The organism is Amycolatopsis nalaikhensis (assembly GCF_030264295.1).
Lineage (GTDB): Bacteria > Actinomycetota > Actinomycetes > Mycobacteriales > Pseudonocardiaceae > Amycolatopsis > Amycolatopsis nalaikhensis.
In genome coordinates this window covers 2,838,593-2,860,115 of sequence record NZ_CP127173.1, presented here as the reverse complement: position 1 = coordinate 2,860,115, position 21,523 = coordinate 2,838,593, and the positions used below count along the sequence as shown (strand labels likewise).

At 70.3% G+C, this 21,523-nt stretch carries 18 protein-coding genes and 1 pseudogene; 8 read left to right on the top strand and 11 right to left on the bottom strand.

Going from position 1 to position 21,523, the window contains the following annotated elements; genetic code table 11:
• Positions 1 to 456 precede the first annotated feature (456 nt).
• On the top strand, positions 457 to 648 hold the full coding sequence (locus QP939_RS14120; RefSeq protein WP_285457208.1) for a hypothetical protein: 192 nt from the start codon (positions 457 to 459) through the stop codon (positions 646 to 648).
• A gap of 47 nt (positions 649 to 695) precedes the next feature.
• Positions 696 to 2,003 carry an amidohydrolase family protein gene (locus QP939_RS14115; RefSeq protein ID WP_285457207.1) on the top strand — a complete coding sequence of 436 codons (1,308 nt, stop codon included), beginning with the start codon at positions 696 to 698 and terminating at the stop codon, positions 2,001 to 2,003.
• A gap of 124 nt (positions 2,004 to 2,127) precedes the next feature.
• On the opposite strand, the gene QP939_RS14110 is transcribed toward QP939_RS14115, so the two are convergent.
• The 5 genes from QP939_RS14110 to QP939_RS14090 all read right to left on the bottom strand — a co-directional run bounded on the left by QP939_RS14110 (position 2,128) and on the right by QP939_RS14090 (position 8,381).
• A complete protein-coding gene (locus QP939_RS14110; RefSeq protein WP_285457206.1) occupies positions 2,128 to 2,805 on the bottom strand; it encodes an SDR family oxidoreductase in 678 nt (225 codons plus the stop codon).
• A 13-nt stretch (positions 2,806 to 2,818) separates the two neighbouring features.
• Positions 2,819 to 4,423: a DUF7850 domain-containing protein gene (locus QP939_RS14105; protein WP_285457205.1), complete on the bottom strand. Its 1,605-nt coding sequence runs from the start codon at positions 4,421 to 4,423 to the stop codon at positions 2,819 to 2,821.
• 87 nt (positions 4,424 to 4,510) lie between these two features.
• Positions 4,511 to 6,574, bottom strand: a complete 2,064-nt coding sequence (locus QP939_RS14100) for a PhoX family protein (protein WP_285457204.1) — start codon at positions 6,572 to 6,574, stop codon at positions 4,511 to 4,513.
• A 141-nt stretch (positions 6,575 to 6,715) separates the two neighbouring features.
• A complete protein-coding gene (locus QP939_RS14095; RefSeq protein WP_285457203.1) occupies positions 6,716 to 7,933 on the bottom strand; it encodes an MFS transporter in 1,218 nt (405 codons plus the stop codon).
• On the bottom strand, positions 7,923 to 8,381 hold the full coding sequence (locus tag QP939_RS14090; RefSeq protein WP_285457202.1) for a MarR family winged helix-turn-helix transcriptional regulator: 459 nt from the start codon (positions 8,379 to 8,381) through the stop codon (positions 7,923 to 7,925). Before QP939_RS14090 ends, QP939_RS14095 begins: the two co-directional genes overlap by 11 nt.
• 67 nt (positions 8,382 to 8,448) lie before the next feature.
• Here QP939_RS14090 and QP939_RS14085 point away from each other — a divergent pair, with 67 nt between their 5' ends.
• The gene (locus tag QP939_RS14085) at positions 8,449 to 9,090 is read left to right on the top strand and encodes an HAD family hydrolase (RefSeq protein WP_285457201.1); all 642 of its coding nucleotides are present in this window, start codon (positions 8,449 to 8,451) and stop codon (positions 9,088 to 9,090) included.
• On the opposite strand, the gene QP939_RS14080 is transcribed toward QP939_RS14085, so the two are convergent.
• The 4 genes from QP939_RS14080 to QP939_RS14065 form a co-directional block, all read right to left on the bottom strand.
• Complete coding sequence (locus QP939_RS14080) at positions 9,053 to 9,772, bottom strand: hypothetical protein (protein WP_285457200.1); 720 nt, start codon at positions 9,770 to 9,772, stop codon at positions 9,053 to 9,055. The genes QP939_RS14085 and QP939_RS14080 overlap by 38 nt on opposite strands.
• Positions 9,769 to 10,287, bottom strand: a complete 519-nt coding sequence (locus tag QP939_RS14075; RefSeq protein WP_285457199.1) for an RNA polymerase sigma factor — start codon at positions 10,285 to 10,287, stop codon at positions 9,769 to 9,771. The genes QP939_RS14080 and QP939_RS14075 overlap by 4 nt, the downstream gene beginning before the upstream one ends.
• A 103-nt stretch (positions 10,288 to 10,390) precedes the next feature.
• Complete coding sequence (locus QP939_RS14070) at positions 10,391 to 11,479, bottom strand: inositol-3-phosphate synthase (protein WP_285457198.1); 1,089 nt, start codon at positions 11,477 to 11,479, stop codon at positions 10,391 to 10,393.
• Between the two features lie 71 nt (positions 11,480 to 11,550).
• Positions 11,551 to 12,096, bottom strand: a complete 546-nt coding sequence (locus tag QP939_RS14065) for a PadR family transcriptional regulator (RefSeq protein WP_206784309.1) — start codon at positions 12,094 to 12,096, stop codon at positions 11,551 to 11,553.
• A 300-nt stretch (positions 12,097 to 12,396) separates the two neighbouring features.
• Between QP939_RS14065 and QP939_RS14060 the strand changes: the two genes are divergently transcribed.
• From QP939_RS14060 to QP939_RS14050, 3 genes are all read left to right on the top strand, one after another.
• Positions 12,397 to 12,795, top strand: a complete 399-nt coding sequence (locus tag QP939_RS14060; protein ID WP_285457197.1) for a DUF5318 domain-containing protein — start codon at positions 12,397 to 12,399, stop codon at positions 12,793 to 12,795.
• A 67-nt stretch (positions 12,796 to 12,862) separates the two neighbouring features.
• On the top strand, positions 12,863 to 15,586 hold the full coding sequence (locus tag QP939_RS14055) for a transglycosylase domain-containing protein (RefSeq protein WP_285457196.1): 2,724 nt from the start codon (positions 12,863 to 12,865) through the stop codon (positions 15,584 to 15,586).
• A gap of 288 nt (positions 15,587 to 15,874) precedes the next feature.
• Entirely contained in the window at positions 15,875 to 18,124 is a 2,250-nt protein-coding gene (locus tag QP939_RS14050; RefSeq protein WP_285459741.1) for a transglycosylase domain-containing protein, read from the top strand.
• Positions 18,125 to 18,460: 336 nt separating this feature from the next.
• On the opposite strand, the gene QP939_RS14045 is transcribed toward QP939_RS14050, so the two are convergent.
• Entirely contained in the window at positions 18,461 to 18,622 is a 162-nt protein-coding gene (locus QP939_RS14045; protein ID WP_285457195.1) for a hypothetical protein, read from the bottom strand.
• On the opposite strand from QP939_RS14045, the pseudogene QP939_RS14040 reads away from it, so the two are divergent.
• Together QP939_RS14040 and QP939_RS14035 are read left to right on the top strand one after the other, a co-directional pair.
• A pseudogene (locus QP939_RS14040) lies at positions 18,564 to 18,698 on the top strand (transglycosylase domain-containing protein); the annotation flags it as partial. The gene QP939_RS14045 and the pseudogene QP939_RS14040 sit on opposite strands and share 59 nt — an antisense overlap.
• A gap of 64 nt (positions 18,699 to 18,762) precedes the next feature.
• Positions 18,763 to 20,409: a transglycosylase domain-containing protein gene (locus QP939_RS14035; protein WP_285457194.1), complete on the top strand. Its 1,647-nt coding sequence runs from the start codon at positions 18,763 to 18,765 to the stop codon at positions 20,407 to 20,409.
• Between the two features lie 34 nt (positions 20,410 to 20,443).
• Here QP939_RS14035 and QP939_RS14030 read toward each other — a convergent pair whose 3' ends face one another.
• On the bottom strand, positions 20,444 to 21,487 hold the full coding sequence (locus tag QP939_RS14030; protein ID WP_285457193.1) for a Gfo/Idh/MocA family oxidoreductase: 1,044 nt from the start codon (positions 21,485 to 21,487) through the stop codon (positions 20,444 to 20,446).
• Positions 21,488 to 21,523: the final 36 nt, after the last annotated feature.

Here is a 21,523-nt window from a genome sequence, read left to right as displayed (position 1 = left end):
TTTTGCCACCCACGAACGTTCAATTGTTAAAAGCTGGGCAGCGGACCACTCGACCACCTGGTTCACCGGATCTAGAGGACCCGTGACTACATACAGCTACCCATGGGTAGGATGGTGCAGTAACACGCATGTCAGATACATCTCTTGTGCATGCTTTAACTTGACAACGGCCAAGCGCGACCCGGATGATGGGAAACAACCTGGAGGGGCGGGACCTCTGGGTGGCGCACTTGTCCGCCGAGCGTCGCTTCTGACGAGCAGCAACTGCGGTGACGCAGCTGAGCTCGGCGAAGTGCTTCGAGGCCGGCCGTTGGGGGCTCCGGTCTCGCATACGAAAGGACGGTTGTCGTGACACCGAAAAGTGGGGCGCTGACGAACGAACTCGGTGAATCGAAAACCGTTCCCGGAAAACCTCCGCCCCGGGGCGGAGGTGGCGGAGGTGGCGGCCTGGAGCGGGTGACCGTGAACCTGGTACCCCGCGCATCGAGAGCACTCGACCGGATCGTCGAACTCACCGGGGACTCGAAGACCGACACGATAAACCGGGCCCTCCAGGTGTACGCCGTCCTGGAGGAAGCAGTGAGCAAAGGCGGGGAGCTGGTGATCCGGCACAGCTCGGGAGATCAGGAAGTGATCCGATTCGTCTGACTCGGACGAGGACCGTGAGCTGACGCGGCGGTGCGTAGTATCCAGAGATGCAACGCCGTTTCCACGCCCCTGTCGTTCTCCCCGCCGACCCGTCCTGTTCGCTTCTCCGTGACGCGGTCGTCGACGTCGACGCCGATGGGCGCATTTCCCACTGCGGACCGGCGGCCACCGCCCCCGAGTCCGCCGCACCGGTCACCACCCTGACCGGCATCCTGCTGCCCGGCCTGGTCAACACGCACGCGCACAGCCCGATGACGCTGCTGCGCGGCATGGGCGGCGACCTGCCGCTGTTGCCGTGGCTCAACGAGATCATCTGGCCGGCGGAGGCGAAGCTGCGGCCGGAGGACGTCCGCACCGGCATGCTGCTCGGCTCGGTCGAGATGCTGCGCCACGGCGTCACGACCAGCGCCGAGATGTACTTCGAAGGCGAGCAGCTGGTCGACGCCGTGCTCACGACGGGCGGCCGCGTGCTGGTGGCACCGCCGGTGATGGAGCTGCCGGGCCTCGACTGGCGAGCTCAGCTGGCGGCGATCGAGCGCTGGATCGACACGGACGGCCTCCGCTTCGGCCACGGCGACCGCGTCGAGCTGGGCTACGGGCCGCACTCGGCTTACATGCTCTCTTCGGAAGCGCTGCGCGCGACGGCGGAGTCGGCTCAGGCTCGCGGCGCGCTGGTGCAGATCCACGTCGCCGAGGCGGCGGCCGAGGACACGGCTGTTCGCGAGGCGCACGGCTCAGTGCCTGCTTTGCTTCAGAAGCTCGGCATGCTCGACGGGCGGGTTTTGGCGGCGCACGCCATTCACCTGTCGGATGCTGACATCGCTTTGTTCGCGGCCCACGGGGTCGGGATGGCGCACTGCCCTGGGTCGAACGCGAAGCTCGCTTCGGGGATCGCGCGGGTCGCGGACCTGCGGGCGGCGGGGGTCGCGGTTGGTCTCGGGACTGACGGTCCGGCTTCCAACGACGACATCGACCTGTGGGAAGAGTTGCAGCTCGCCGCTATGTTCGCGCGGCTGGCCACCGGGGACTCGACCGTGCTGACCGCGGCGGATGTGTTCCTGCTGGCCACCCGGGGTGGGGCTGCTGCGTTGGGCCGGGACGACATCGGGGCGCTCGAGCCGGGTCGCTGGGCCGACCTGGTGCACGTCGACCTCGACGACCCTGCGTTCGCCTGCGGCTTGGACGTGCCGGATGTGCAGCTGCTGTCCAACCTCGTGTGGGCGGCTGGGTCGCGGCGGGTTCGGGATGTGTGGGTCGCCGGGGAGCAGGTTGTCGCCGACGGCGAGTCCGTGAAGGTGGACCGCGCCAAGGTTCAGGCCGGGGTGGCTGAGACGTCGGCCCGGCTGCGGGCCTGATCCACAGGTCCGCGCCGATGTGGACAACTCCGCGCGGGAAGCCTTGGTGCGCCGGAGTTGTCGGCCACCGCCGATAGACTGGGCACGGGGCAGCCCCCCAGGGAAGGGCGGGGCCCCGGCCTGGTCAGCGTGGGCGGAGGATGACCTCCGTCGGGTGGGCGTCCGGGGTGGCTGACACCGCCGTCACCACCGCGGTCGCCACCGAGTCCGCCTTCAGCAGGTGCGAGGTGTCGTACTCGCGGCCCTCGCCCGCGAAGATCTCCTGCTGCATCTCCGTGTCCGTGCGGCCCGGGTAGACCGTGGTCACCCTGATCTGCGGCTCCTCCTCGCGCAGGGCGTCGGCGAACGCGCGGACCGCGAACTTGCTCGCCGCGTACGGGGACCAGCCCGGGCGGGCGTTCAACCCCGCTCCCGAGTTGATCACCACCACGTGGCCGCGGGCCGCGCGCAACGCCGGGAGCAGCAGGCGGGTCAGCTCGACCACCGCCAGCGTGTTGACCTCGAAGTTGTCCCGCCAAGCCGACGCCGACGCGTCCTCGACGCGGCCGAGGCGCGCGACGCCCGCCGAGTGGACCAGGACGTCGAGCGAATCGATCCCGGCCACGGCCTCGGCGAGCGACTCCGCGTTCGTCAGCTCGACCGGCCACGGCTTCGCTCCCGGCAGCTCCGCCGCCAGCGCGCCCAGCGCGTCCGCGTCCCGGCCGCCGAGGAGCAGGCGGTGGGCCGGGGCCAGCTGGTGGGCGACCGCCTTGCCGATTCCGCGGGAGGCGCCGGTCACGAGGGCGAGGGGAAGATCCGTCATGCCCCCACCGTAGCTACGCGAAGCCGACGTCGACCGTGCGGTCGTCGCGGTGGTCCGGGCCCAGCGGGCGCGGGTCCGCGCAGCCCGTCGCCGGGTCGGCGTCGGAGTCGCGCGCGTCGTCGCCCGCGTCCTTCGCCGTCGGTTTGCGGCCCTCCGCCGTGAAGCACACCTGGTAGGTGCCGTCCTCGAGGCCGGTGAACGCGTACGCGCCGTCCGGGCCGGTGACGACGCTCGCCACCTCGCCGCCGTTCTTCAGCACCGCCTTCACCCCGGCCAGGCCCGGCTCGCCCGCGTCCTGCAGGCCGTTGCCGTCCGTGTCGGTCCAGGCGAAGTCGCCGATCCGGTTCGTCGGCGGGGCCAGGCCGATGTCCACCGTGAAGTTCTCGCGGTCCGGGCCGCCCAGCGTGCGCGGTGCCGTGCAGCCGTCCGGGTCCGCGTCGGAATCGCGGTCGTCGGCGCCCGCGTCCTTGCGCGTCACCGTGAACTCGCCCGGGACGGCGAAGCACACCTGGTAGGTGCCGTCCTTCAGCTTCTCGAAGCCGTAGTGGCCCTTTTCGTCCGTGGTCGCGGTGCCGACCGTGCCGCCCGCGCCGTCCTTCAGGGTCACCTTGACGCCCGCGACGCCCGGCTCGTCCGGGTCCTGCAGCCCGTCGCGGTTGCGGTCGTTCCAGGCGAAGTCGCCGAGCTTCGCGATCGACGGCGGCGGCACGACGGTGATCGTCGCCGACGCCGTCTTGTCGCCCAGCGTGCCGCCCGGGTACTGGACCCCGGTTACCTTCGCCGTGTTGACGTGCCCCGTGTCGGCCACCGTGAGGTCCGGGTGGTCGCAGGTCAGCTGCCGGTTCGCGCCCGCCGCCAGCGCGAACGGCTCGAACGGCGCCGCGCACCACGGGTCCTGCACCGTGATCCCGGTCAGGTCCTGCGTGCCTTCGTTCGCCACCGTGATCCGGTAGTGCGCGGTCTCGCCCGCGGTCACGGTCGCGAACGGGCCCCACGCGCCGGTCGCCGGGTTCTGCACTTCCTTCTTCACCGAATACGCCGCGAGGCGCAGGTCGACGCAGTCCCAGCGCAGCCGCTCGGAGCTCGTGGTGGCGAAGAACTTCACCGTGGTCGCCTTGGCCGACGCCGTCGCCGCCGGGAAGTCCTGCTTCGCGAGGTGCCCGTCGCCCGCGTTGTGGTCGGCGACCAGCTTCGTCTCCTGCACCTGGGCGCCGGTCGCGTCGAAGAACCGCAGGCCGGTCGCCGGACCGCTGCCCGGGGCGTGCGAGGCCGTCGACACGCTCAGCGTGTACACGCCGCCGGGCACGAACTTCTCGGTCTGGTACGCCGTGCTGGCCTTGCCGTCCGGCGTCTGGATCACCGCCGAGCGCTGGCCGTCGACCGCGTACGCCTGCTCTGTCAGCAGCTTGGGCTGTTTCGCCGCCGGCGTCCCGGGCGGGACCGGCGCGGCCGGGGTGAAGACGTAGCCGTCGGGGGCGCCGTTGCGCGCCGTCTCCTCGACGCTCGGGTTCGCCGCGATCCCGCCGCACGCCGGGGGCGGGTCCGCGGCGGCCGCGGGTACGACCGTCCCCGAGAACGCCACCACCGCCACTGCCACCACGCGCGTCGAACGGACCATGCCTCGACTATGGCGCGGGGCGAGGGCCCGCACCGGGCGAGAACCGTCCACTTAAGAGTGAACCTCGGCCGGTGCGGGCCGCGTGCGTCAGCGCTCGCCGATGCGGCCGGGCAGCCCGAAGCGGCCCTTCTTCCACACCGAGACGATCGACGGCCGCGGCTGCGCGGTGCCGCCGTCGGGCCAGTGCGACGTCGGGTTCGCCGAGCTCGTCGCGTTCTCACCCGGGTGCTGCACCGCGACGAGCACCACGTTGTCGGTCACCACCGGGCCGCACGTCTCGGCGCCGACCGGCACCGAGAGGAACTGCTTGACGTGCCCGCGCTCCGGCCCGGTCACCGGCACCGAGAACAGCCCGTCGTTCGCGCCGAGCGCGTTGCCGTCGGTGGAGATCCACAGGTTGCCGTGCCGGTCGAAGGCCACGTTGTCCGGGCAGGAGATCGGGCTGACCTGGCTCTTGTCGAAGCCGCCGAAGTAGGTGTCGGCCGCGGTGGGGTCACCGCAGACGAGCAGCAGCCGCCAGGAGAACTTCGTCGACGCCGCGTCGCCGCGGGCCTCCTCCCACTCCAGGACGTGCCCGTTCTTGTTGCCGTTGCGCGGGTTCACCTCGTCGACGCCGGCCTTGCCGGCCGCGCCGCGGTCGGTGTTGTTGGTCAGCGCCGCGTAGATCCGGCCGTTGACCGGGTTCGGCTCGATGTCCTCCGGGCGGTCCATCTTCGTGGCGGCCACCTTGTCCGCGGCCTGGCGCGTGAAGACGTAGACCTCCTCGGCGGTGAAGCCGTCCACAAAGGACTTGTCGCCGCTGGCCAGCGGGATCCACTCGCCGGTGCCGTCGAACTCGCCGTCGGCGGGCAGCGTGCCCGTGCCGTCGATCTCCGCGGCCGGGCTGTCGCCGGTGAAGCGGGCGACGTACAGGGTGCCGTCGTCGAGCAGCGCCATGTTGTGGCGACGCGCGTGCGCGCTGTTGCCCGGCTTGTACTTGCCCTTCGAGACGTACTTGTAGATGTACTCGAAGCGGCTGTCGTCCCCGGAGTAGACGGCGACGTGGCCGTCGGCGGTGATCTTGACGTTCGCGGCCTCGTGCTTGAACCGGCCGAGCGCGGTGTGCTTGACCGGCGTCGACGTCGGGTCGTTCGGGTCGATCTCGACGACCCAGCCGAAGCGGTTCGGCTCGTTGGGCTCCTGCGAGACGTCCCAGCGCTTGTCGAACCGCTCCCACTTGCGGGTGCTGGCACCGGTGCCGACCGTGTAGCGCTTGAGCCGCGCCGCGACGACCGGGTCGGTGACCTTGTCGGAGTTGGCGAAGTACTGGTCGAAGTTCTCTTCGCCGGACAGGACCGTGCCCCACGGCGTCACGCCGCCGGAGCAGTTGTTCTGCGTGCCGCGGACCTTGCGCCCGGACGGGTCGGCCGACGTCTTCAGGTACTTCGAACCGGCGGCCGGGCCGCGGACCTCGAAGATCGTGTCGAGCGTGATCCGGCGGCCGTAGCGGCTCGGGACCACCTCGAGGCCGCCGCGCACCGGGTCGCGGCGGGTCAGCAGCACCGAAAGGCCGTGCGCGGCCCAGGCGATCTTGACCTGCTCCTCGGTCGGGTTCGCCGGGTCGTACTGGTCGGCCGGGAACATGTGGACCTCGGTCGTGTACTCGTGGTTGACCACGAGCAGGTTCGTCAGGCCCAGCGGATCCTGCGGGATCAGGCCGACGAAGTCGTTGTTGTAGCCGAACTGCTTGGCCTGCGCCGCCGCGGTCTGCCTGGTGAAGTCGAACTTCGGCGCGCCCGCGACGACCGGGTCGCCCCAGCGGACGACGACGCGCTGGGCGTAGCCGTCGGGGATGCTGACGGCGTCGAGCTTGTTCGGCGGGACGGCGTCGAAGTCGGTGCCGGGCACGGGACGCGACGGCCGGGGCTTCTGGAGCGGCGAGGCCGCGGCGGTACCGGAGAGCGCGGCGAACCCGCCCGCGGCGGCGGCCATCACGGCGCCCGCCTTGAACACCCGGCGGCGGGAGATGTCCTTGACGACGTCGCCGAAGTACTCGTTCCCGGACTCGTTCGCCTCGGGGTGGGCGCACGCGTTGCCGCAGCGGTACTCGCAGGTGATCGGGGAACGGCCGCCCGGATGAGCGGGGAACAGCGGGAGCAGGCGGTCGAGCACAGCGCCTCCATGGTGGGGATTCGGGAACGGACCGAACCTAAGCGCCGAAAACCAGCCTTTCCGGACTTCTGGGTGAACAACGGGTGTACAGCCGACAGCCCCGGGACGCGGGTCCCGGGGCTGTCACCGTGGGTGCGGAGGTCAGAACTCTTCGCCGACGAGCGCCGCTTCCTTCGGCACCGTGTGCGGGTCGGCTTTCTTCTCCCGCAGGGAAAGCAGGCCACCGGCGACGACGCACAACACGGCCGAGGCGACGAACGGCGCCTGCGGCGAGCCGAACCACTCGGCCACGTGCCCGACGAGCGTCGCGGCGACGGCGCCGCCCAGCCAGCGGCAGAAGTTGTAGCCCGCGCTGGCGACCGGACGCGGCGCGTCGCTGATCGACATCGCGGTGCCGGTGAACAACGTGTTCAGCAGCCCGGAAACCAGGCCGGAGACGATGATCCCGGCGACCAGCACCGGCTTGCTCGGCACGGCGAGCACCAGCATCAGCACGGCGTAGCCGAAGACGGCGGCCGCGGCCGCGTGCCGCTCGCCGAGCTTGGCGGCCAGCCGCGGCGCGAGGGCGACGCCGGCGACCGCGACGCACAGGCCCCAGCCGCAGAAGACCAGGCCGACGGCGATCGCGTTCCAGCCGAGGACGAACGGCGACCAGGCCAGCACCGCGAAGAACGCGGCGGTGTACAGCGCCGAGGCGACGGAGGTCCGCAGCAGGCCGGTGTGCTTGAGCGCGCGCAGCGGGTCGAGCAGCTTGATCGGCGCCCGCTTCTCGTGCTTGTCGCTCTTGAGGAAGACCGCGCACAGCACGAGCGCGCCGGCCATCAGGATCGCGGTGCCGAGGAACGGGCCGCGCCACGAGATGCTGCCGAGCAGCGCACCCAGCAGCGGGCCGACCGACAGGCCGACACCGAGGGCGGCTTCGTAGAGCAGGATCGCGCCCGCCTGGCCGCCGGTCGCGGCGCCGACGATCACCGAAAGCGCGGTCGCGATGAAGAACGCATTGCCGAGGCCCCAGACCGCGCGCAGCCCGACGAGTTGCTCGATCGAGCCCGCGGCCGCGCACAACGCGGTGGCGGCGACGATCAGCGTCAGCCCGACCAGCACGGTGCGCTTGGCCCCGAAGCGGGCGCTCGCCGCCCCGGTGACCAGCATCGCGATCACCTGGACGCCGAGGTAGGACGAGAAGAGCAGGGTGACCTGCGACGGCGTCGCGTTCAGGCCCTTGGCGATCGAGAGCAGGATCGGGTCGACCAGGCCGATGCCCATGAAGGCGATGACCGCGGCGAACGCGGTGATCCACACCTGCTTGGGCTGGCCCTTGACGGCGTCCAGCAGGCTCGAGTGGTGCTCAGCGCTCATCGCTGATCAGTTCCTCCTTCTTGGTGTCGACAAGCAATTTGGCGAGAGCCGGGAGGGCGGCTTCGATCGCGGCGCGGTCGGCGTCGTCCATGGCGATGAGCCGCTCGCGGAGGAACTCCTCCCGGGCGGCCACCGTCTCGGCGTAGAAGCGGCGGCCCTCGTCGGTGACGCGCACGAGCACCGCGCGGCGGTCGGCGGGGTCGGGCGTGCGGATGGCGAGGCCGAGCCGTTCGAGCCGGCTGACGACGTCGGTCATCGACGGCAGCTTGACCTGCTCGAACTCGGCCAGCGCGCTCATCCGGCGCGGCCCGCCGTTGACCAGCTCGCTCAGCACCGAGCCCTGGGTGAGGGTGAGGTTCAGCTGCGGGGTCTGGCGGCGCACCTGGTGGTACAACCGGAAGACCAGCGGCCGGAGCCGGTGGGCGAGGTCGGTGATCGCGGAAGTCACTTAGCTATGCTAACAAAATTTAGTAAGGGTGACTAAGTAACTCGGCTCACAGGTTAGGCTCTGGGGCATGGACGCGGTGATCTTCGACCTCGACGGTGTACTCGTCGACTCCGAACGCATCTGGGACGAGGTGCGGCGCGCGGTCGTCGCCGAGCACGGCGGGACCTGGCGCGAGGAAGCGACCCGGGCCCAGCAGGGGATGAGCACCCCCGAATGGGCCCGCTACCTGGTGGAGGAGCTGGGCGCACGGACGACCCCGGCCGAGATCGCGACGCTGGTGGTCAAGCGGATGGCGGCGCGGTACGCCGCCGAGCCGCCGCTGATCCCGGGCGCCGTGGACGTCGTGCGACAGGTGTCGGCGAAGTGGCCGGTGGCGATCGCCAGCTCGTCGCCGGTGATCCTGATCAAGGGCTTCCTCGACGTGACCGGCCTGCCGGTGGGCGCGGCGGTGTCGTCCGAGCAGGTCGGGGCCGGGAAACCGGCGCCGGACGTCTACCTGCGGGCGGCCGAGCTGCTGGGCGTCGCACCCGAGAACTGCGCGGCCGTCGAGGACTCGACGAACGGGCTGCGGGCGGCGCTGGCGGCGAAGATGACCGTCTACGCGGTGCCCAACCCGCACTTCCCGCCGGACCCCGAGGTGCTGAAGCAGGCCACGGTGACGGTCGAGAAGATCACCGACTTGCCGGGTGCGCTTCCTGGGCTGGGCTGATCTCGAACCGGACCGGCGGCGAACCGGGCTCGAAGTCGGCGAGGAACAGCCGCCACGCACCCAGCGGGCCGACCGGCCGGGCCTGCGTCAGGTCACCCGCGGCGTCGTAGAGGCGCAGCACCTGCACGGCCGGGCCGACCAGGAAGACCGCCTTGCCCGCGGGCAGCGGGCCGCCGTTCTTGCCGACGTACCCGGCGCGCACGGGGTCTCCCGAGACGGGGACGCACGAGGGCGATTCGATGCCGAAGTTCGACTGCGGCCCGCCGTGGGTCGCGCCCTTCGGCAACGCCTCGACGCAGAGCACGCCCTTTCCCGTGCTGTCGGTGGCTTCGACGGCGTACGAGGTCCACGTGTCGGTCTGCCCCACGAAGTCGGTGAGCGCCTTCGGCTCACCGTTGTGGCTCACGTTCGGCGAGATCAGCGGCTTGGCGATGACCAGCTCCTGGCCCGGCTTCGCGGGCATCACCGGCTCGGGTGCCGTGTTCACCTTGGTCGCCACCAGCACGCTGGTCAGCACGACCAGCACGGCGGCCAGCGGGGCGCCCCACACCGCCACCTTGCGACGCCGCGGTGGGCGCCGCTGGCGCCGCTGCTGCTCGGCCCACGCCGCGTCGAGGTTCGGCGTGACCGACCCGGCCTGGTCGCGCAGTGCTTCGGCCAGCTTGCGTTCGAGGTCGGTCATCGCTCACCTCCCAGGTCGTCCCCCAAGTGCTTGCGCAGGTTCTCCATCGCGTGGTGGGTCGTCGCCTTGACCGTGCCCGGCGAGATGCCGAGCGTCTCGGCGATACCCGCCGTGCTCAGGTCCAGCCAGTACCGCAGCACGAGGACCTCGCGCTGCCGTCCGGACAGCTTCTCGAGCACCCCGCGCAGGCGCTGGTGCTCCCAGTTGGCCACCGCTCTGACCTCGGCCGACAGCTCGTCCGGCGGCCGGTCCTGCGGGGTCCGCCGGACCACCCGCAGGTGCCGCGTCCGCGACCGCGACATGTTCACCACGGTCGTGCGCAGGTAGCCGACGACCCGGGTGTGGTCGGCCAGGGTGTCCCACCGCTGGTGGAGCTTGACGAAGGCCTCCTGCGCGACGTTCTCCGCGTCGTCCGCGCCGAGCAGGTGGGCCAGCCGCGTCATCTGGCCGAAGTACTCCCGGAACAGGTCGTGGAACGTCGGCGTGCCCAGGTCCCCCGGCACGCTTTCGCCCACGCTCGCACTCACACCTCGCCAACGCCCACCCCGCCCCACCGGTTTAGTGGAGCATGAGAAGAAGGCCGCCACCAGCGGTGACGGCCTTCTTCTCAGCGGAGGATCAGCGCTCGACCTCGCCGCGGATGAACTTCTCCACGGCGTCGCGGGCCGTCGCGTCGTCGTACTGCTCCGGCGGCGACTTCATGAAGTAGGAGGACGCCGACAGGATCGGGCCGCCGATGCCGCGGTCCTTCGCGATCTTCGCCGCGCGGACGGCGTCGATGATGATGCCCGCCGAGTTCGGCGAGTCCCACACCTCGAGCTTGTACTCCAGGTTCAGCGGCACGTCGCCGAACGCGCGGCCCTCGAGCCGGACGTAGGCCCACTTGCGGTCGTCGAGCCACTGCACGTAGTCCGACGGTCCGATGTGGACGTTGCCCTTGCCGAGCTCGCGGTCGACCTGCGACGTCACGGACTGGGTCTTGGAGATCTTCTTCGACTCGAGCCGCTCGAGCTCCTTCATGTTCAGGAAGTCCATGTTCCCGCCCACGTTGAGCTGCATCGTCCGGTCGAGCTGGACGCCGCGGTCCTCGAACAGCTTCGCCAGCACGCGGTGCGTGATGGTGGCGCCGACCTGGGACTTGATGTCGTCGCCGACGATCGGGACGCCCGCGTCCTCGAACTTCTTGGCCCACTCGGGGTCGGAGGCGATGAACACCGGCAGCGCGTTGACGAACGCCACGCCGGCGTCGATCGCGGCCTGCGCGTAGAACTTGTCGGCCACCTCGGAGCCCACCGGCAGGTACGACACGAGCACGTCGGCCTGCGCCTCGCGCAGCGCGGCGACGACGTCGACCGGGGTCTCGTCGGACTCCTCGATCGTCTCGCGGTAGAAGCGGCCCAGCCCGTCGTGGGTGTGGCCGCGCTGGACGGTGACGCCGAGCGGCGGCACGTCGGCGATCTTGATGGTGTTGTTCTCGGAGGCGAAGATCGCCTCGGACAGGTCGCGGCTGACCTTCTTGGCGTCCACGTCGAACGCGGCGACGAACTCGATGTCGCGGACGTGGTAGCCGCCGAAGTCGACGTGCATCAGACCGGGGACGCGGGTGGCCGGGTCCGCGTCGCGGTAGTACTGGACACCCTGGACCAGCGACGCCGCGCAGTTGCCGACGCCCACGATGGCCACCCGTACGCGGCGGTTCTCGCCCATGGGGTTTTCTCCTTCATCCGTGTCTGTTCAGTAGGTCTGGCGCCGCGACGCTGCGGCCCGGGCCGCGCGGGTCAGGTCTCCGGACCCTGCCGCTCGGCTTGTTCGTGCGCGATCAGCTCGTTGAGCCAGCGCACCTCCCGCTCGCTGGTCTCCAGCCCCAGCCGGTGCAGCTCGCGGGTGTAGCGATCGATCTTCTCCTCGGCCCTGGCCAGCGCCGCGCGCAAACCTTCGCGGCGTTCCTCCACGCGGCGGCGGCGGCCCTCGAGGATCCGCATCCGCACGTCGGCCGGGGTCCGCGAGAAGAACGCCAAGTGGACGCCGAAACCTTCGTCGTCCCAGGTCTGCGGCCCGGCGTCGCCGAGCAGCTCCCCGAAGCGCTCCTTGCCCTCCGCGGTGAGCTTGTAGACCCGCCGTCCGCGCCGCGACCAGGCCCGGTCGTCGGCTTCGTCCAGCTCCTCGACCAGGTACCCGGCCCGCAGCAGCTTCCGCAGGGTCGGGTACAGCGAGCCGTACGAGAACGTCCGGAACGTGCCGAGCGTCTCGTGCAGCCGCTTGCGCAGCACGTACCCGTGCATGGGCGCTTCGTGCAGAAGACCGAGGATCGCGAACTCCAGCACACCGCACCCCCTTTCGGGAACAAACCGAGACGACCGGCGTTGCTCCGAACGGACCGCCTCGATCCAACCTACTCAGCCACTATATCGCGCCGATACATCGAAGTGGCGAAGCCAACAAGCCACCTCACCGAAATTTCCCCGGCTCCGCCCCGGGCCGGGGCTCCGCCACCCGGACCCCCCTTGCCAGAGTGGGCGAAATTCACCGGAGAGTTATCGAACGTCCGGCGTGTCCCCGCCGGTCGGCGGCCTGGTCGCGCTAGGGGGCGTGGACCACACAGCAAGAGCCCGTACTCTGTCCTGGTGATTAACCAGCGGCAGGTCGTGGACTACGCGTTGCAGCGCCGTGCGCTGCTCGCCGAAGTCCGCTCCGGACGCGTCGGCACCTTCGAGGCCTGCGACGCCAGTCCGTACCTGCTGCGGGCGGCGAAGTTCCACGGCCGGGCCGGTGACCAGCCCTGCCCGATCTGCCGCCAGGAGCCGCTGACCCTGGTGTCCTGGGTCTACGGTGACGAACTCAAGCACGTCGCGGGCTCGGCGAGGACCCCCGAAGAGCTGGCCAGGATGGCCGGCCTGTTCGTCGAGTTCACCGTGTACGACGTCGAAGTGTGCCGGTCGTGCCACTGGAACCACCTGGTCCGGTCGTACGTCCTCGGCACGGGGGAACGTGCCGACGGTCCGCGAAGGACCGCAGGCCCGTGAGCTGGAACACAACCGCTGAAGAGCGCAGAACGGCGCGGCACCGGGCGCCGGTCTGGGAGGCCCATTCGTGAACGACGACCGCAACCGCTCCTGGCCCGGCCAGGAGCCAGATGCACCTCGCCGTGCCCAGTCAGGCCCGTGGCCGGGGGAAGACCCCGGACCGGCGTGGCCCGGCGAAGAAGCCCCCCGCCGCCCCCAGCGAGGCACCCCGCCGCGGGGCAACCCGCGCGGCGGGGCGCCCGAGTGGCCCGCCGGCGACGAAGGCGGCCCGCAGTGGCCGGGTGAAGAGCCGCCCCGGCGTCCGCAGCAGCCGCGCCAGGGCATGCCGGCCCGCCGCCCGGTCCCGCCGCCACCGGGACAGCGTCCGCAGCAGGGCCCGCCCGGGTCGCCGCCGCAGGGCTTCCGCCAGCCGCCGCCGGGCCGCCGTCCGGTGCCGCCGCCGGAGCGCGAACCGGACCTGATCACCCACCACGCCCACAACGGCACCGAAGACTCGTACGACCCGTACGACGACGGCTACGACGACGCGCGCTTCAACGAGTTCGCCGACGACGTCGAGCCCCAGCCCGAGCTGGACGAAGACGGCAAGCGGGTCCTGACACCCGCCCAGCGCAAGCGGCGCAAGTGGAAGATCGTCCGCCGGGTCGCCTACGCCTGCGTCGGGCTGTTCTTCGTGGTGCCGGCGATCGCGTTCGTCATCACCTACTTCCTGGTCGACGTGCCGACGCCGGAGAGCATCAAGTCGCTGCAGAACCAGCCGGTCACCTACTACGACGCCAGCGGCCAGGTGATGGGCCGCGAGCTGCCGCCGGGCGGTGACCGCCAGCTGCTCAAGCCGGGCGAGGTGCCCGAGGTCATCAAGCACGCGGTGTACGCGGCGGAGGACGCGACGTTCGAGACGAACTCGGGCTTCGACGTCACCGGCATCCTGCGCGCGGTGTGGAACCAGGTCTCCGGCGGCCAGGGCGGTGGTTCGACCATCTCCCAGCAGTACATCAAGAAGGCCACCGAAAACGACGCCCCGACCCTGACCCGCAAGTGGACCGAGCTGGCCAAGTCGTTCAAGATGAACAACCAGCAGTCCAAGGAGGAGATCATCACCTCCTACCTGAACATCGTCTACTTCGGACGCGGGGCGAACGGCATCCAGGCGGCCGCGAAGGCCTACTTCAACAAGGACGCCAAGGACCTCAACGCCTCCGAGGCGGCGCTGCTGGCCGGCCTGATCCAGGGCCCGAGCCGCTCGGAAAACCAGGCGTACGCGCAGAAGCGCTGGACGTACGTGCTCGACCAGATGGTCGCCAACAAGTGGCTGCGCCAGGACGAGCGCGCGACCTTCCAGTTCCCGACGCCGATCCCGAAGAACGCCAACAAGGAGGAGAACTCCGGCAAGCTCACCTACCAGCTCCAGGAGCGGATCAAGGACGAGCTGGCGGCGAAGGGCTACGACGAGAACAAGCTGTTCTCGACCGGCGCCAAGATCTACACGACGATCGACCCGGCCGCGCAGGCCGCCGCGGAACAGGCCTCCCAGGAAGGCATGAAGGGCCAGACCGACGAGAACCTGCTCAACGCGCTGGTCGCGGTCAACCCGAAGACCGGCGGCGTGATCGCCTACTACGGCGGGCCGGAGATCGTGAAGGACGCCAACGGCAAGGACGCGATCGGCCAGGACCGGGCGAACCAGGCGCGCAACCCGGGTTCGTCGGTGAAGGCGTTCGACCTCACGGCGTTCCTCAAGATGGGCAAGGGCCTCGGCGAGACGTTCGACGGCTCGAACAACCGGGTGCTCGGCGGCCGCACGGTCCGGAACGCGGGTGACAGCGCCAGCTGCGGCAAGGAGTGCACCGTCGCCAAGGCGATGGAGATCTCGGCGAACACCGTGTTCTACGACATGGTCCTGAACGTGACGAAGCCGTCGCGGGTCGCGGAAGCGGCGAAGGAAGCCGGGGTCAAGGTCGCGCCGGAGGGCAAGAGCGTCCTCTACACCGACGACAACAACATCTCGCTCGGTGGTGGTGGCACGGCCGTGACGCCGGAGGACATGGCGGCCGCGTACGCGTCGTTCGCCAGCGGCGGCACCTACCACGAGCAGCACTTCGTCTCGAAGCTGACGAACGCGCAGGACGAGGTGGAGTTCGACGAGAACAACATCAAGACCAACCCCGCGTTCGACGACGACGCGTCGAAGAGCCAGCAGATCGCGGGCAACGTCACCGAGGCGCTGAAGCCGGTCATCCCGCACTCGAACCTGAAGTGCCCGACCGGCCACGAGTGCGCCGGCAAGACCGGTACGCAGCAGTACACGGCGAAGGACGACGACCCCGCGTCGTACAAGGACCGCAACGCGCAGACGTGGATGGTGGGCTACACCCCGTCGGTGTCGGCCGCGGTCTGGGTCGGCGGCGACGGCAACAAGCCGCTGCACGACGCGCGGAACCGGCCGATCTTCGGTGCCACCATCGCCGGTCCGACGTGGCAGAACTTCATGAACCTCTACCTCAAGGGCAAACCGGCGGAGAAGTTCGACAAGGTCCAGCCGATCGGCAAGGACGTCAACGACGTGACGACGACGCAGTCGAAGCCGTCGGACACGCCGACCACGACGACGACGCCGACCACCCCGGAGACCACGGACAGCACCGAGCCGTCGGACACCGAGACGACCACGTCGAGGTCGCGGCCCCGGCCGACGATCCCGGGCACGACGTTCGACCCCGGCACGGGCAACACGTTCGGCGGAGGTGGTGGTGGCGGAGTCGCCGCCCCACCGGGTTCCGGACCCGGGTAGCCGTGCTCAGGGCCTTCCGCCACCCGGCGGAGGGCCCTGATCATTTCGGCAACCCACCGGGGCGCCGCGCGTCTCTTCCAAGAGGGGGTGGCGGTCGTCGCTGCCCTGCGCACACTGGAGGACTGCCCCGTGCCCGACGATCGATCCCGCTCCTGGCCAGGCCAGGGTCCCGATCCGCGCCGTCGCGCACCCCAGGGGCCGCCCGGCCAGGGCCGCCCGCAGCAGCCGTGGCAGCGGCAGCCGCACCAGCCGCAGCAGCCGCGCGGGTACCGGCCCGAGCCGCCGCCGATGAGCGGCGGTCCGGAGTTGATGACGCACCACGCGTACGAGGAGCCCGAGGGCTATGACGACGTCGAGCCCGAAGAGACCGGCGGCAAACGCGCCCTCACCCCGGCGCAGCGGAAGAAGCGGCGCTGGAAGATCATCCGCCGGGTCGCCTACGCCTTCGTCGGCGTGTTCTTCGTGCTGCCCGCCATCGCGTTCGTCATCACGTACTTCCTGGTCGACGTGCCCTCGCCGACCGAGGTCGCGCAGAACCAGAGCCAGGCCGTCACCTACCTCTTCGCCGACGGCTCGCCGATGGGCAAGGACGTCCCGCGCGGCGGCAACCGGGTGCTGCTGTCCCCGGAGCAGATCCCCGACGTCATGAAGCACGCGGCGATCGCGACCGAGGACGACTCGTTCGAGACGAACTCCGGCTTCGACGTCGGCGGCCTGTTGCGCGCGGTCTACAACCAGGCGACCGGCGGCACCGGCGGTGGTTCGACGATCTCCCAGCAGTACATCAAGAAGGCCACCGACAACGACGCGCCCACGCTGACGCGCAAGTGGACCGAGCTGGCCAAGTCCTTCAAGATGAACCAGACGTACGAGAAGAAGGACATCATCACCGCGTACCTGAACATCATCTACTTCGGGCGCGGGGCGTACGGGGTCGGCGCGGCGTCGCAGGCCTTCTTCCACAAGGAAGCCAAGGACCTCACCTTCTCGGAAGCCGCGCTGCTCGCCGGGCTGATCCAGCAGCCGGGCCGCTCGGAGAACGACAAGGTCGCGCACGACCGCTGGAACACCGCGCTCGACCGGATGGTGAAGAACAACTACATCACCGCGGCCGACCGCGCGGCGGCCCAGTTCCCGACGCCGATCCCCCTGGAGGACAGCAAGCAGCAGGCCGGCGCACCGCCCGCGTTCGTCATCCAGCAGGTCAAGGACGAGCTGGCCGCGCACGACATCCCGGAGGACCGCTACTACTCCGGCGGCTTCGTGGTGCAGACGACGATCGACCCGAAGGCGCAGCAGGCCGCCGAACAGGCCGCCACCGAAGCGCTCGAAAACCAGGTGGACGACAACCTGCTCGACGCGCTCGTCGCCGTCGACCCGAAGACCGGCGGCGTGCTCGCCTACTACGGCGGCAAGCCGATCGTGAAGGGCCCGAACGGTGAGGACCAGGCCGGGCGCGACTGGGCGGACACCCCGCAGAACCCGGGTTCGTCGATGAAGCCGTTCGACCTGACGGCCCTGCTCAAGAAGGGCGAAGGGCTCGACAAGACCTACGACGGCTCGAACAACCGGACCTTCGACGGCCGCGTCGTGCGCAACGCCGGCCCGGGCAGCTCCTGCTCGCAGCAGTGCACGGTCGCCGAAGCGATGATGCGCTCGGCGAACACGGTGTTCTACGACATGGTCCTCAACGACACCAAGCAGGGCCCGGTCAAGGAAGCCGCCAAGGAGGCCGGCGTCAAGGTCAAGGAGGACGGCGGCCAGTCGATCGTCTCGACCAAGGACAACAACATCTCCCTCGGCGGTGGCGAAACCCAGATCACGCCGCTGGACATGGCCTCGGCGTACGCGACCTTCGCGGCCAACGGCGAGCAGCGCGACCGGCACTTCGTGCAGAAGGTGACCAACGCGCAGAACGAGGTCGCGTACGAGGCCACGACCGACGCGAAGCCAGCGTTCGACAGCGACGCGGACAAGAGTCGCCAGATCGCCGGGAACGTCACCGAAGCGCTGAAGCCGGTCATCGGGTTCTCGCACCTGAAGTGCCCGAACGGCCACGAGTGCGCGGGCAAGACGGGGACGCAGCAGCACACGAAGGTCGCGGGCGAGCCGGCGTGGGCGGCGAACGCGAACTCGCAGACGTGGATGGTCGGGTACACGCCGTCGGTCTCGGTCGCGGCCTGGGTCGGCGGCGACGGCAACAAGCCGCTGCACGGCAAGAACAACTCGCCGATCTACGGCTCGACGATCGCCGGCCCGATGTGGCAGAAGTTCCTGTCGCTGTACCTGACCGGCAAGCCGGGCGAGAAGTTCGACAAGGTCGAGCGCATCGGCGGTGAGGTCGCACCGCCGCCGTCGACCGAGGTCGTGACGACGTCGGAGTCGACGCCGACGGAGGAGAACCCCGGCAACGACGGCGGTGACCACCCCGGCCGCGGCCACGAGAGCGAGACCCCGTCGTCGTCTTCGTCGAAGCACACGAAGCCGTCGACGACCTCGAAGGAGACGCCGACCGGCAGCCAGGACCCGCCGAGGTAGCCGTCCCGGGTGAACCACGGCGGGCCGCGGTCCGTGTTCCGCTGCAGAGGGACTGCGCCCGCAGCCACCGTGGTTCACCGGAGGACGGCCCGTGGACACCGACCGCACCCGCACCGAGCCGCCGACCGTGCCGATCCTGACGCGGCCCGCGCGGCCACGGCGACCGGTGCGCGCGGAGGACCAGCGCCGTCGCCGGTGGCGCCGGGTTCGCCGGGTTTGCTACGTCGCGTTCGGCCTGTTCTTCATCGTCCCCGGCATCGCCTTCCTGATCACCTACTTCGCCGTCGACGTCCCCTCGCCGGAGACCGTCGCGCAGGCGCAGGGCCAGGCCGTGACCTACCTGTTCGCCGACGGCACCGAGATGGGCAAGGACGTGCCGACCGGCGGCAACCGGCAGATCCTCGCGGCGAACCAGATCCCGGACGTCGTCAAGAAAGCCGTGATCGCCACCGAGGACGCGTCGTTCGAGACGAACTCCGGCTTCGACGTCGGCGGCATCCTCCGCGCGGCCTACAACCAGGTCACCGGCGGTTCCGGCGGCGGCTCGACGATTTCCCAGCAGTACATCAAGAACGCCTCCGGCGACGACGACCCGACGTTGAGCCGCAAGTGGGTCGAGGCTCGCGAAGGCGTTCAAGATGAACCAGACCTACGAGAAGGCGGACATCATCACCGCCTACCTCAACATCATCTACTTCGGCCGCGGCGCCTACGGGATCCAAGCCGCCGCGCAGGCGTACTTCGGCGAAGACGTCGGCGAGCTCGACTCCTCGCAGGCCGCGTTGCTGGCCGGGCTGATCCAGCAGCCGGGCCGCTCGGAGAACACGGCCGTCGCGATGAGCCGGTGGACCACCGCGCTGGACCGGATGCTGAAGAACGGCTACCTGACCCCGGCCCAGCGCGCCGCGGCCAAGTTCCCGACGCCGATCCCGCTGCGGGAAAGCAAGCAGGCCGGTGCGCTGAACCCGTTCATCAAGAAGCAGGTCAAGGCCGAGCTGGCCGCGCAGGGCATCGACGAAAAGCAGTACTACTCGGGCGGGTTCCAGGTGTTCACCACCATCGACCCGCAAGCACAGCAGGCGGCCGAAAAAGCCGTGACCGAGGGCATGGCCGAGCAGACCGACGACCGGATCCTCGACGCGCTCGTCGCCGTCGACCCGAAGTCCGGCGGCGTGCTCGCGTACTACGGTGGCGACGCGATCGTGAAGGGCCCGAACGGCGAAGACCAGGCCGGGCGCGACTGGGCCGACGAGCCGCACAACCCCGGGTCGTCGATGAAGCCGTTCGACCTCGCGGCGTTCCTCAAGCTCGGCCGCGGCCTCGACGCGCGGTTCGACGGCACGTCACCGCGCACGTTCCCCGGCGTCGACCTGCCGATCCGCAACGCCGGGGACAGCAGCAGCTGCTCCGAGCAGTGCACCGTCGCCGAAGCGATGCAGCGGTCCACGAACACCGTCTTCTACGACATGGTGCTCAACGTGACGAAGCCGTCCGGGGTGGCGGAAGCCGCGCAGGAAGCAGGCATCCGCACCGCGGAGAACGGCGGCCGCAGCAAGCTCTTCACCGGCGACAACAACATCTCCATCGGCGGGGGCGGCACCCAGATCACCGCGGCGGACATGGCGTCGGCGTACGCGACGTTCGCGGCGGGCGGCGTCCAGCGCGACCGCCACTTCGTGCAGAAGGTGACCAACGCGAACGGCGAAACCGCCTACGAAGCCAAGATCCGCTCCTCCGACGCCTTCGCGGACAACGACTCCGCGAAGAGCGCCCAGATCGCGGGCAACGTGACCGCCGCCCTCGCGCCGGTGATCCCGTTCTCCCGGCTGACCTGCCCGGCGGGCCACGAATGCGCGGGCAAGACCGGGACCCAGCAGCACACCCCGCAGAACGACGAACCCGCGTCGGCGGCGAACGCGAACTCGCAGACGTGGATGGTGGGCTACACACCTTCGGTGTCGGCGGCGGTCTGGGTGGGCGGCGACGGCGACAAGGCGTTGCGCGGCCCGGACGGCGCCCCGCTGTTCGGCTCGACGCTCGCCGGGCCCATCTGGAACCGGTTCATGCAGCTGTACCTGACGGGCAAACCGGCGGAACGCTTCGACCGCGTCGCCGCGATCAGCGCACCGCAGGACCGCGTGCAAGTCCAGCAGCCGCAACAGCAACCGCGGAACCCCGGGCAGTTCGGCAACGGCGGTAACCGGCAGCAGCTCGACCAGTTCCGCCAGTTCCAGCAGCGGCTGCAGGAGCTGCGGGACCAGCAGCGCGGCCGGAGGAGGCCGTGACCTCGGAGCTGGGGGTCACCGAGGTCACGGCCGGTCAGAGGGTGACCACCGTGCCGTCGACGCCGGAGCGGTGCGCGGCTTCGATCACCCGCAGGGCCTCGACCGAGGACGCGGGATCGACCGGGAAGTCGCCTTCGCCGCGCAGCGCGTCGCGCACCTGCGCGTAGAACTGCTCGTAGCGGCCGGTTTCGGTGGGCACGGTCTTGACGTCGTTGCCGACGCCGATCTTCCCGGCGTCCGACGCGGGCTCCACGCCCCAGCCGTCGTCTCCGGGGCGCAGGCCCGCCTTGATCTGCGGTTCCTGCACGTCGAGGCCGAACTTGGTGAAGGTCGCGCGGTCGCCGAGCACCCGGAACCGCGGGTTCTGCGTGCCCGCGAGCGCGGACGCCCACAGGTGCGACCGGACGCCGTTCGCGTGGTGCAGAGCGACGAAGACGTCGTCGTCGACCTGGACACCGGCCCGGCGGCGGTCGACCTCCGCGTAGACCCGCGTGACCGGGCCGAACAGCTGCAGCGCCTGGTCGACGATGTGCGCGCCGAGGTCGTAGAGCAGCCCGCCGGCCTCGGCCGGGTCGCCGAACTCGCGCCAGTTGTCCTTGGGCTTGGGCACCCAGCGGTCGTAGCGGGACTCGAAGCGGAAGACGTCGCCGAGGCGCCCGGACTCGAGGACCTTCCGCACGGTCAGGAAGTCCGAGTCGAGCCGCCGGTTCTGGAAGACGGTGAGGCCGACACCGGCCGCCTTCGCCGCGTCGACGATCCGCGCGGCCTCGGCGGCGGTGGGCGCGAACGGCTTGTCGACGACCACCGGCAGCCCGGCCTCGATCGCCCGCAGCGCGAGCGGCACGTGCGTGCGGTTCGGCGTGCTCACCACGACGAGGTCGAGCTCGCCCGCGTGCGCGAAGAACGCGTCGGCGTCGGGCACGACGACCGCGTCCGGGTGGTCGAGACGCGCCTGGGCGGCGTTGCTCGACGTCGTGAGCACGGCGGGCACCAGCCCGGGAGTCGCCGCCACCAGCGGGGCGTGGAACACGCGACCGCCGATGCCGTACCCGAGGATGCCCACGCGCAAGTCAGCCATGCGGCCCATTAAACAACACTGTTGCTTAATTGGCCA